The following is an 11,371-nucleotide window of genomic DNA, read 5'->3' on the forward strand; positions in this document are numbered from 1 at the left end:
CTGAGGATGACGGTCTGAGGAGGACGGTCTTTGGATGACGGTGGCGCGCGGGATGATGGTGGGATGAGCTCGGTGCTCGACAGCTTCTCCCCCGCGACCAGGGAATGGTTCGGCGGGGCCTTCAGCGCGCCCACCCCGGCCCAGTTGGGAGCGTGGGAGTCCATCGCGTCCGGAGCCCACGCGCTCGTTGTGGCACCCACCGGCTCGGGGAAGACGCTCGCCGCTTTCCTCTACGCGATCGACCAGCTGGCATCGAAGCCGGTGCCAGAGAACCCCAAAGCCAGAACGCGCGTGCTGTACATCTCTCCGCTTAAAGCTCTGGGGGTGGATGTGCAGCGCAACCTCCGCGCGCCGCTCGTCGGTGTCACGCAGACGGCACGGCGGCTCGGGCTGCCCGCCCCCGACGTGACGGTCGGGGTGCGCAGCGGCGACACGACAGCCGGTGACAGGCGGCTGCTCGCGCGGCTTCCGCCGGACATCCTGATCACCACGCCGGAATCGCTCTACCTGATGCTCACCTCGGCCGCCCGCGAGACCCTCGCGAACGTCGACACCGTCATCATTGACGAAGTGCATGCCGTCGCGTCGACGAAGCGTGGTGCGCACCTCGCCGTCTCCCTCGAGAGACTGGATGAACTGCTGCCGAAGCCCGCGCAGCGCATCGGCCTCTCGGCTACGGTTCGACCGCTGGAGGAGGTGGCACGCTTCCTCGGAGGGCGCGCCCCCGTGACCATCGTTCAGCCGCCGGCTGCAAAGACGTTCGACCTCTCCGTAGTCGTGCCGGTCGACGATATGACGGTGCCCGGCAGTGTTGAATCTCGCAGCGTCGAGCCTCGCGGGGGTTCCTCGGCGGGCGCGACAGCCGAAGCCACCGGATCGATCTGGCCGCACGTCGAAGAGCGCATCGTCGACGAGATCCTGCAGCACCGGTCGACCATCGTTTTCGCGAACTCCCGGCGGCTGGCCGAGCGGCTGACGTCGAGGCTCAACGACATCTATGTGGAGCGGCTCGACCTCGAACCCGTGCCGGTCGCTGCATCGGCGATGGGCGGCACCACTGTCGTCGAGACCACTGTCGTCGAGACCTCTGTCGTCGAGACCTCTGTCGTCGAGACCATGCGTGACACGACAGCCGGGCTCCTCGCACGCGCACACCACGGCTCGGTTTCGAAGGAGCAGCGCGCCACGATCGAAGACGACCTGAAATCCGGCAGGTTGCGCTGCGTGGTTGCTACGAGCTCGCTCGAACTCGGCATCGATATGGGGGCTGTCGATCTTGTGATCCAGGTGGAGTCCCCGCCGTCGGTCGCGAGCGGGCTGCAGCGCATCGGCCGCGCCGGTCACCAGGTCGGTGAGATCTCAAAAGGCATGCTGTTCCCCAAGCACCGCACCGACCTCATCCATACCACCGTGGCCGTGGAAAGGATGAAGTCGGGGCAGATCGAAGCGATCGCGGTCCCGGCAAACCCCCTCGACGTGCTCGCACAGCAGACCGTCGCCGCCGCCGCGCTCGAGGCCATCGACGTCGAAGAATGGTTCGAGACGGTCCGGCGCAGCGCGCCCTTCGCCACACTGCCCCGCAGCGCGTACGACGCAACGCTCGATCTGCTCGCCGGCCTGTACCCCAGTGATGAGTTCGCCGAACTTCGCCCCCGCATCGTGTGGGACCGTGTCGCCGGAACGATCGTGGGTCGGCCCGGCGCTCAACGGCTTGCCGTGACATCCGGCGGCACGATCCCGGACCGTGGACTCTTCGGCGTCTTCATGGTCGGCGGCGAACCCGGCGCACCCGGCAGGCGCGTCGGCGAGCTCGACGAAGAGATGGTCTACGAGTCGCGCGTCGGCGACGTCTTCGCGCTCGGCACCACGAGTTGGCGAATCGAAGACATCACCCACGACCAGGTGCTGGTCTCCCCCGCCTTCGGGCAGCCGGGCAAAGTGCCGTTCTGGAAGGGCGACGGGCTGGGACGTCCCGCTGAACTGGGCGCGGCGATCGGCGCATTCGTGCGCGAGATCTCGACGAGCACCGCCGCCGAAGCGCGCACCCGAGTAGAAGAGATCGGCCTGGATGACCGTGCTGTGAACAACCTCGTCGCGCTCGTCGCGGAGCAGCAACAGTCCACCGGGCAGGTGCCCACCGACCGCACACTCGTCGTCGAACGGTTCAAGGATGAGCTGGGCGACTGGCGGGTCGTCTTACATTCCCCGTACGGCATACCCGTCCACGCGCCGTGGGCACTTGCCATCAGCGCCCGGGTCCGTGACCGGCTGGGAGTCGATGGCGCGGCCATGGCCGGCGACGACGGCATTGTCGTGCGTATCCCCGACTCCGATGGTGAGCCCCCCGGAGCCGAACTGTTCCTGTTCGATCGGGAAGAGCTCGAGTCCACCGTCACCGAGGAGGTCGGCGGTTCCGCGCTGTTCGCGGCACGCTTCAGGGAGTGCGCAGCGCGGGCGCTGCTGCTGCCGCGGCGTGACCCCGGGCGACGGTCCCCGCTGTGGCAACAGCGGCAACGGGCATCCCAATTGCTGGATGTCGCTCGCAAATACCCGAGCTTCCCGATCGTGCTCGAGACCGTGCGCGAAGTGCTGCAGGACGTCTACGACCTGCCAGCACTGATGACGCTCACCACCGAGCTCGCGACGCGCAAGATCCGCATGGTCGAGAGCGAAACCGACGTGCCGTCCCCGTTCGCCCGCTCGCTGCTGTTCGGCTACGTCGCCGCGTTCATGTACGAGGGCGATTCGCCCCTCGCCGAGCGCCGGGCGGCCGCGCTCTCGCTCGACCCCACGCTGCTCGCCGAGCTGCTGGGGCGTGCCGAGCTGCGCGAACTGCTCGACCCCGCTGTCATCGAGCAGACCGAGCTCGAGCTGCAGCGGCTTGCTCCCGACCGTAAAGCCCGCGATGCGGAGGGCGTCGTCGACCTGCTCAGGATGCTCGGACCGCTGTCCATCGCCGAGATCGCCGAGCGCTCACTGACGTCGGTGCTGGCCACTCCCTCCGCCGAGAGTTCCACTTCTGTCGCTCCGGAAGCCGAACTGGCGACAGAAGCGGAACATTCGGCGGATTTCGGGGCCCTGAACGGCGTACTGGAGTTGCTCACGAGAGCCAACCGCGTGCTGCGGGTCACCATCGCCGGCACGCAGCAGTGGGCCGTCGTAGAAGATGCCGCACGGCTGCGGGACGCGCTCGGAGTGCCACTTCCCATCGGTGTGCCTGCCGCGTTCATCGAGCCCGTTCCCGACCCGGTCGGCGACCTGGTGAGCCGCTTCGCCCGCACCCACGGCCCCTTCATCGTGCAGGATGCCGCGACCCGGTTCGGCCTCGGAACAGCCGTCGTCACAGACACCCTCCGTCGGCTCGCGGCCGATCGCCGCGTCATCGACGGGGAGTTCCGTCCCGGCGCCAGCGGAACCGAGTGGTGCTCGGTCGAGGTGCTGCGCCGACTGCGGTCGCGCTCCCTGGCCGCGCTCCGCCAGGAGGTGGAGCCCGTCGAGCAGGCCGCGCTCGGCCGCTTCCTCCCCGCCTGGCAGGGTGTCATCGGCAGCTCCGCGAGCGGGTCCCTGCGCGGAATCGACGGCGTAGCGCAGGTCATCGAACAGCTCGCCGGCGTCTCGCTTCCCGCGTCAGCCTGGGAATCCCTCGTGCTTCCCGCCAGGGTCGCGAACTACTCGCAGGCCTGGCTCGACGAATTGACGGTGACGGGCGAGGTCATCTGGTCGGGCAACGGAGTGCTGCCCGGCAGCGATGGCTGGGTGAGCCTGCACCTCGCCGACACCGCCCGCCTGACTCTCGCGGCTCCCGGCGGTGACGATACGACGGAACTCCAGCGCTCCATCCTCGAGGCGATGGCGGGAGGCGGCGCATATTTCTTCCGTCAACTCGGCCAGGCCGTCGGTAGCACCGACGACAAGAAGCTCAACGCCGCACTGTGGGAACTGGTGTGGTCGGGGCTTGTCACCAACGACACCCTGTCGCCGCTGAGGTCGTACCTCGGCGGCCCCGCCGCCCCGCGCCGTTCCCGTTCGCCCCGCGGTCGTTCGAGCTCGGCGCGGGTGATGAGCTCGGGTCCACCCACCGGTGGCGGTCGCTGGTCTCTTCTGCCGCTCGCGGAGGGAGACACGACCATTCGCGCAAAAGCGATGGCCGAGTCCCTGCTCGAACGACACGGAGTCGTGACGCGGGGTGCCGTCGTCAGCGAGGGAATCAGGGGCGGTTTCGCCCTCGCGTACAAAGTGCTGAGCGGATTCGAGGAGTCCGGTCGCGCCCGACGCGGGTACTTCGTCGACGGGTTGGGGGCTGCGCAGTTCGCGACCGGCGCCACAGTGGACCGTCTGCGGAACTTCACGATCGACCCGGAGTCGACGCCGAAGCTTGAGGCCATCACGCTCGCGGCGACCGACCCCGCCAACCCCTATGGTGCAGCGCTGCCGTGGCCCGGTGCCCCCGTCGCCAGTGATCCAGAGCCTGGCTCGACGGCACAGGAGCCGGCCGAGAAACGCGGTCACCGGCCGGGGCGCAAGGCTGGTGCGATGGTGGTGATGGTGGATGGCGCCCTCGTGCTCTACGTGGAGCGCGGCGGCAAGACTGTGCTCACCTTCACCTCGGAGGAGGCTGCCCTGCGCGCTGCCGCAGTCTCGCTGGCGATGACGGTTCGCACAAGGCTCGGTGCGCTGCGGATAGAGAGAATCAACGGCGACTTCTCCGTCGGAACGCAATTGGGGATAATGCTGACCGATGCGGGATTCGCGGCGACACCGCAGGGGCTGAGGCTGCGTGCCTGAGGGAGATACGGTCTACCGTTCTGCGAAGAACCTGGCGGCGGTGTTCGACGGCACGGTGCTGACGCGCTGCGACATCCGCGTGCCGAAATTCGCCACGGTCGACCTGTCGGGCCAGGTGATCGACGAGGTGGTCAGCAGGGGCAAACACCTGCTTATGCGCGTCGGGGAATATACGTTCCACAGCCATCTCAAGATGGAGGGCTCGTGGCACATCTATCCGAATGGCGCGCGCTGGAGACGGCCAGAGTGGCAGGCTCGCGCGATCATCGCGAATGCCGACCACACGGCCGTCGGATTCGAACTGGGCCTGTTCGAGGTGGTGAATCGCGACAACGAGGACGACGTCGTCGGATACCTCGGCCCCGATCTGCTCGGGCCCGACTGGGACGCTGACCGGGCCATCGCCAACCTCACCAGCGACCCGGGCCGCGAGATCGGCCTGGCGCTGCTCGACCAGAGAAACCTGGCCGGCCTCGGCAACGTCTACCGCTGCGAGCTGTGCTTTCTGCGAGGGGTGCTGCCGACCAGGCCCGTCGCAGAGGTCAATGACGTGCCAGGGATGGTCGCCCTCGCGAAGAGGCTCATCGAAGCCAATAAGGACCGCACGGAACGCACCACCACTGGCAGGCTGCGGGGCGACACCGACTGGGTCTATGGCCGCGCGGGCAGGCCTTGCCTGCGGTGTGGCACCCGGATTCTTAAAGGTGCGCTGGGCGACAACCCACTGCAATTGAGGGACACGTATTGGTGCCCGAACTGCCAGAGCTGAGCACCATTCGCCACGCAGCGGGCGCTAACTGCGCAGTCGCCACCATCGGGACGCGAACATGCACAGGATGCTGATCGCCGTCGCTATCCCAAGGGCGATGAGTAACGGTGCACCGTAAATCAGCGCCTGGAAGGTCGTGTAATCGAAAGTCGTCTGCGACTCCTGGCTGGCCGCGAACATCTGCTGGAGCAGCGAGAGAAGATAGACGCCCCCCAGGATCAGAACGACCGACACCGCGGCGAGCGCAATGATGAACGGGTTGATTCTGTGGTCGTCCTCGCGCTCTTCAGCCGGGGCATCAGTGACCGGCGCAGTGACGGTGGGCAAGGCTGTGGGCGGTGCCGCAATGGGCTGTGCCGGAATGGGCTGGGCGGCGGACGGAGCGGATGCGAGCGGCCCCGCATATCCGGGCTGGAATGCTGGATCGAACCTGGGGTCGAATCGGGCGTCGTCGCTCATGGCTCGACGCTATCACCGGGCGATTCATCCACGATGCCCACGAAGCGGCTGCCGATGCCGTCGATCTCTCGGCGCACCAGTCCGCCCGCGACCGGCTGCAGGTCGTCGGGGCGATGGTCAGCGCAGCTGATCCAGGTGAAGGCGGGCCACCACTTCTTGGGTCGGGCGGCTTCGGTGAACCCGCAGACGTCACAGGTCAGCTGCACCCACACGGCTTTCTTGCCCGTGCGGTTGGCCCAGGACTGAGCCAGCCACGCCGGCGGATCGGCTCGTAGCGCCTCGAGCTGCTGCTCAGACATCCGGGTGGGAAGATCGTGACGCCTCGCCATCTCGAGAGAGATGTCGAGCCGTAATGCGGCTTCTCGACGGGAGATTATCGTCATGGTGTCACCTCGGAGATCGGTGTGCGTGAACGTCGGCTCGCCGCTCGCACCGCGCCCATGCTGGCGGCGACGACGAGCACCATCGCGAGCAGGTCGAGGGCGGTCAGCGGCTGGCGGAGGATGAGAAGCCCGGCCAGCGCCGCGAGCACGGGCGCGAGACTGAGCAGGATGGAGAACGTTGCGGCGGGCAGTCTGCGCAGGGCCAGCAGTTCGAGGCCATACGGGATCGTCGACGACAGGACCGCCACCGCGAGCCCGAGCAGCAGGATCTGAGGATGCACGATCGCGGCTCCCGCGGTCACCGCGCCGAACGGCACGACCACGATCGCAGCCGCGGTCATCGCCAGCGCGAGACCGTCGAGTCGCTCGAAGCGCTGGCCCGTGCGCGCGGACATCAGGATGTACGCCACCCACAGCGCACCGGCCCCTGCCGCGAACAGCACACCGATCGGGTCGAGCGAGTCGAACCCGCCCCGGCCGAGAATCGCGACTCCGGCAAAGGCGAGCACCGCCCACAACCAGCTCGACGCCTTACGACTGATCACGACGGACAGGATGAGCGGACCGAGCACCTCGATCGTGACCGTCACCCCCAGCGGAAGCCGCGCGAGGGCCTCGTAGAACAGCACGTTCATGCCGGCGAGCGACAGACCGAAGACGACGACCGTCATCCAGTCTTCCCGGGACCGGCCGCGGAGTCGCGGGCGGAACAGCAGCATCAGGATGGCGGCCGAAAAGGCCAGCCGCAGGCTCACCATGCCGACAGCACCGACGGCCGGGAACAGCGTCACGGCGAACGCCGCACCGACCTCCTGGCAGACCAGCCCGACGACGACGAGGCCGGTTGCGCCGAGGGCGGGCCCGTTACGCGTGGATACGGCGCTCACGCGTCGCGGTGACGCGGTTACGCGGTGACGGCGGCGTCTTCGGCGGGAGCCGCGCTGGAGAGCACGCCGAGAAGCAGCACTGCGGCTTCCTCATCGACAATTCCCTGGGCGAGGGCGAGCTCGGACACGAGAATCTGGCGGGCCTTCTCGAGCATGCGCTTCTCGCCGGCCGAGACACCCTTCTCCTGGTCACGGCGCCACAGGTCCCTGACGACCTCGCTGACGCGGTAGACGCTTCCGCTGGCCATCTTCTCCTGATTGGACTTGTAGCGGCGCGACCAGTTGCTGGGCTCTTCGGTGAACTCGTCGGTGAGCACCTTGTAGACAGCGGTAACGCCATCGGCGTCGATCACGTCACGCACGCCGACGAGCTCGACGTTGTCGACGGGCAGCTGGATGGTCAGCTCGCTCGTGTGCACGCGCAGGGTCATCAGCTTGGTTTCGACGCCCCGGATGGCACGCGAGGTGATCGCGGTGATGGTCACGGCTCCGTGATGGGGGTAAACAAGGGTCTCGCCGATTTCGATCTTCATGAGTGTGTCGTTTCTTTTATTGGGGATTCGAGAATCCAGGGGGGAAGCAGGTCTACGAGCTGGCGAACCAGGTCGTCGTCTGAGAGTTCGATGTGTCCGCGCATCCACGCACTGATCAGGGTCACAGCGCCACCGCCTACGAAGGTCGAGACGAGCCTCGCATCGACATTCTCGGGTGCACCGCCGACGGTGATGATCGAATCCATGAGCCGGATGCAGTAGCTCTGGACGAGCTCGTCATAGGCCGTGCGCGTGTGCGGGGTTCGCAGCGCGCTCGAGTAGAGCGGCAAGTTGTCGACGATGTGCGCTATCAGGTGACCGAAGCCCAGGCGTGCGATGGCGCGACCCGGGAGCAGGTCGTCGCGGCGCCAGTCGACGTCGAGCCCGCCTAGCTCGACGAACTGGCTGCGCAGCACCTCCAGAGCGAGGTCGTCGAGGCTGCCGAAATGGGCATAGAACGTGCTCCGGCTGACCCGGGCGACCCGCACGATGTCGGCCACGGTCAGGGGCTCATCGCTGTCGGAGATCAACTGGCGCACGGCTGCAAAGACCATCTGGCGGGTGTGCTCGGCACGGGGGTCGGTGCTCGGCTTCGAAGAAAGGGTTCCGCTCGACTGGAACTCAGGGTTACCAGTAGTAAGCATCAGATGATTCTACCACTTATCGGACACGAGTCCGGTAAGTGGGTTCAGGGCCGCTTCAGCCCTGCGCGGACAGGATCTCGCTCAGTTCGTCGATGCCGCCGACGATAAGGCTCGGAGCCTCGAAATAGCTCGGGTACGAGGCCCCGGAACGGTTCACCCACGCGGTCTGGAGGCCGGCCTTCGCGGCTCCGTGGATGTCCCACGGGTGCACGGCGACCAACAGCATCTCCAGAGGCGTGACCCCGCAGGCCGTGGCGGCATACTCGTAGGCCGCACGCACCGGCTTCCAGGCCGGGGCATCCTCCACCGTCAGAAGTGCCTCGAACTCATCACGGATGCCGGCCGCAGTGAACATCGCGTCGGACAGCCCGGTCGATCCGTTCGTCAGTGTCACGAGCCGGAATCCTGAACCTGACAGCCCACGAACCCCGCCGACCACGTCAGGATGAAGTTCGAGCTGGCCGAAGCCGCTCATCACATGAGTAATGGCTTCGTCGACACCGCGATCCAGTGCCACGCCGCGAAAGGCATCGCGCAGCATCTCGGCGCCCACGACAGCGAATTTCTCGCTGGTTCCGGATGCCGCGAGCGCGAACCCGTCACGCAGCAGCGCGGCAAACCAGGTCTTCGCCAGAGAGCCGGGCGCCCCGACCTCCTCGAACCTCGCGGCCATCGGGGTCATGTCTGACAACGTCTCATTCACATCGAAGACGATCACAACTGGCTTCGGATTCATGTCCCACCCCCGGGGTACGGTCCGTCAGGTATGGGCGACGTAGACCGTGTTCGACGATACGCCGCCGGTGAGCGGGTTGTCGAAGTCGACGACGTGCGCCTCGGGATCGGCGAAGACGAGAGCCATCACCGCCGGGGCAAAACGGAGGCGAAGCCGGTTGCTACCGACTCAGCTCGGCTTTTGCCATCGCGATAAGACCACCCTCGGGCCAAATCGTCCCTCGTGCGGACCGCGCAGCGCCTCGAGGTGCTAGGTACACTGGGTATTCCGCTGGGTAAGTCCATCCCGGGCGGGCAGCAGCTGTTCGCACTCTGGGAGTACGTGATGATCGTGCTGGCCGGCCCTCGGGTCGGCAAAACGACGACGTGGACGGCACCCGCGATCCCGCGCGCTGGTGGGAGAGGTCTGGATCTTCGACCCGCAGGGCATCGCCCTCGAGCAGGCGACCTGGTGGTGGAACCCGCTCTCCTACGTCAAGGATGACGTGAAAGCGTTCAAGCTCGCTGAGCACTTCGCCTCGTCCGCTCGGGCGGACGGTGCGGTGCAGGATGCGTTCTTCGAGCCCGCCGGGCAGGATCTTCTCGCCGGCATGCTCCTCGCGGCAGCGCTCGGGCGCCGCCCGATCACCCAGGTCTTCACCTGGCTCAGCGAGCCGACCAACGAAGAGCCCGTCGACCTGCTCCGGTTACACGAATACGACCTCATCGCCGCCGACGTGCAGGGCGTCATCATGGCCCCGGAAAAGCAGCGCGGCGGCGTCTATGGAACGGCCCGCCAGATGGCGGCGTGCTTGAAGATCCGCGCGATCGATCGGTGGGTGGCACCCATCGGCGGTAACCTGACCGGCGATCGCCGGCCCCACTTCGACCCCGACGCGTTCGTTCGCGGCACCGGCACTCTTTACTCCCTGTCCAAAGAGGGCCAGGGCAGCGCCGGCGCTCTGGTGACCGCGCTCACCGCCGCGGTGGTCGAGGCCGCCGAAGAGTACGCGACCCTACAACCCGGAGGCCGGCTGGCCGTGCCGATGCTCGTCGTGCTCGACGAGGCAGCGAACGTGTGCCGCTGGAAAAACCTCCCCGACCTGTACTCGCACTATGGCTCCCGGGGTATTCCGATCATGTCGCTGTTTCAGTCCTGGTCACAGGGTCAGGTGGTATTCGGCCGCGACGGCATGCGCAAGCTCTGGTCCGCCTCCAACGTGAAGCTGTACCTCGGAGGCGTGTCCGAGGCTGACTTCCTCCGCGAGCTGTCTGAGCTCGTGGGCGACTACGACAAGTCCAACTCCTCGGTCAGCTACAACGAGGGCCTGCGCTCCACGAACCACCAGCTGCGCCGTGAGCGCATCCTGGATGCTTCGGAGCTTGCCGCACTACCTCGCGGCCGCGCGGTGATGCTGTCCTCCGGATCTCCAGCAGCGCTGATCGAGACGGTGCCATGGATGAAGGGCAAACACGCGGCCGCCGTGCGCGCTTCGATCGCCGTGCACGACCCCGCCGTACCCGTCGCTGTGACGGCTCCCTCGGCCGCTCCGGTCGCCACGATCGATCCTGACGACCTCGAGGAGGGTCGCTCGTGAGTGGTGACGTCGCGGAGTGGGACGAGCAGCCCCCGCGGCCAGCAACGGTGCCGGCGGGAGAGTCCCAGTTGTTCTTCGGCTCGGTCGATGAGTTCGTGCGCGAGAAGCTGCGCTACACCTACGCACGACGGGTCGGCCCGAAGGGCTCCACCCGGTGGGATGCCAACTGGTGGCTGTACCCCGAGGCGATCAGTCGACTCGACGCACTGTGGCGCGCATGGGAGGCGCTGCGCCTCGAGCCGACATTCGGGATGAGCGTGTGGTGGCGCGATCACGCTGACCACCACATGCGGATGCTCATGTCCCCGGACGGCGTGTTCGCGAACGCGCGCAGCGAAAACTCCGCAGGCGACCCGCTGCCATACAACCCGCCACCGGCGGGCATGTTCAGCGACGCGCGAACCCTGCCGAGCTGAAAGGTAGGCCACCGATCTCGAACCCACCAGAACCACCTGTTGCGCTCGCCACCTAGACTTGCCGCCGATGGGTTTCGAGACACGCAGGCTATCGGACAGTCGCCGGCTGAAGATGCTCTGATTAACACGTGTATTGGCGGTACTGGGGACAATGACTGAGCAATGCGGTGCAAAACGAAGACA

General features: G+C 66.9%; 10 protein-coding genes. 4 read left to right on the forward strand and 6 right to left on the reverse strand.

Annotation, left to right across the window (positions count from 1 at the left end):
* Positions 1 to 63 precede the first annotated feature (63 nt).
* Both IWX81_RS10485 and IWX81_RS10490 read left to right on the forward strand, forming a co-directional pair.
* Complete coding sequence (locus IWX81_RS10485) at positions 64 to 4,785, forward strand: ATP-dependent helicase (protein WP_199281241.1); 4,722 nt, start codon at positions 64 to 66, stop codon at positions 4,783 to 4,785.
* Positions 4,778 to 5,554 carry an Fpg/Nei family DNA glycosylase gene (locus tag IWX81_RS10490; RefSeq protein ID WP_199281242.1) on the forward strand — a complete coding sequence of 259 codons (777 nt, stop codon included), beginning with the start codon at positions 4,778 to 4,780 and terminating at the stop codon, positions 5,552 to 5,554. Before IWX81_RS10485 ends, IWX81_RS10490 begins: the two co-directional genes overlap by 8 nt.
* A gap of 24 nt (positions 5,555 to 5,578) precedes the next feature.
* Here IWX81_RS10490 and IWX81_RS10495 read toward each other — a convergent pair whose 3' ends face one another.
* Genes IWX81_RS10495 through IWX81_RS10520 form a run of 6 tightly spaced genes read right to left on the reverse strand, consistent with a single transcriptional unit; the run spans position 5,579 to position 9,196 of the window.
* Positions 5,579 to 6,013 (reverse strand): hypothetical protein, encoded by a 435-nt coding sequence (locus IWX81_RS10495; RefSeq protein ID WP_199281243.1) that lies wholly within the window; start codon positions 6,011 to 6,013, stop codon positions 5,579 to 5,581.
* Entirely contained in the window at positions 6,010 to 6,390 is a 381-nt protein-coding gene (locus IWX81_RS10500) for a hypothetical protein (protein ID WP_199281305.1), read from the reverse strand. Before IWX81_RS10500 ends, IWX81_RS10495 begins: the two co-directional genes overlap by 4 nt.
* Before the next feature lie 2 nt (positions 6,391 to 6,392).
* Complete coding sequence (locus IWX81_RS10505; RefSeq protein WP_334593864.1) at positions 6,393 to 7,283, reverse strand: EamA family transporter; 891 nt, start codon at positions 7,281 to 7,283, stop codon at positions 6,393 to 6,395.
* Between the two features lie 17 nt (positions 7,284 to 7,300).
* Positions 7,301 to 7,816: a CarD family transcriptional regulator gene (locus IWX81_RS10510; RefSeq protein WP_199281244.1), complete on the reverse strand. Its 516-nt coding sequence runs from the start codon at positions 7,814 to 7,816 to the stop codon at positions 7,301 to 7,303.
* Positions 7,813 to 8,460, reverse strand: coding sequence for a TetR/AcrR family transcriptional regulator (locus IWX81_RS10515; protein WP_199281245.1), 648 nt, complete (start codon positions 8,458 to 8,460; stop codon positions 7,813 to 7,815). The genes IWX81_RS10510 and IWX81_RS10515 overlap by 4 nt, the downstream gene beginning before the upstream one ends.
* Before the next feature lie 55 nt (positions 8,461 to 8,515).
* Positions 8,516 to 9,196, reverse strand: a complete 681-nt coding sequence (locus IWX81_RS10520) for a haloacid dehalogenase type II (RefSeq protein ID WP_199281246.1) — start codon at positions 9,194 to 9,196, stop codon at positions 8,516 to 8,518.
* A 394-nt stretch (positions 9,197 to 9,590) separates the two neighbouring features.
* Between IWX81_RS10520 and IWX81_RS10530 the strand changes: the two genes are divergently transcribed.
* Positions 9,591 to 10,772 carry a type IV secretory system conjugative DNA transfer family protein gene (locus IWX81_RS10530; RefSeq protein WP_334593867.1) on the forward strand — a complete coding sequence of 394 codons (1,182 nt, stop codon included), beginning with the start codon at positions 9,591 to 9,593 and terminating at the stop codon, positions 10,770 to 10,772.
* Positions 10,769 to 11,188, forward strand: coding sequence for a DUF4913 domain-containing protein (locus IWX81_RS10535; RefSeq protein WP_199281247.1), 420 nt, complete (start codon positions 10,769 to 10,771; stop codon positions 11,186 to 11,188). Before IWX81_RS10530 ends, IWX81_RS10535 begins: the two co-directional genes overlap by 4 nt.
* Positions 11,189 to 11,371: the final 183 nt, after the last annotated feature.

Source organism: Salinibacterium sp. CAN_S4 (assembly GCF_015752305.1).
Lineage (GTDB): Bacteria > Actinomycetota > Actinomycetes > Actinomycetales > Microbacteriaceae > Rhodoglobus.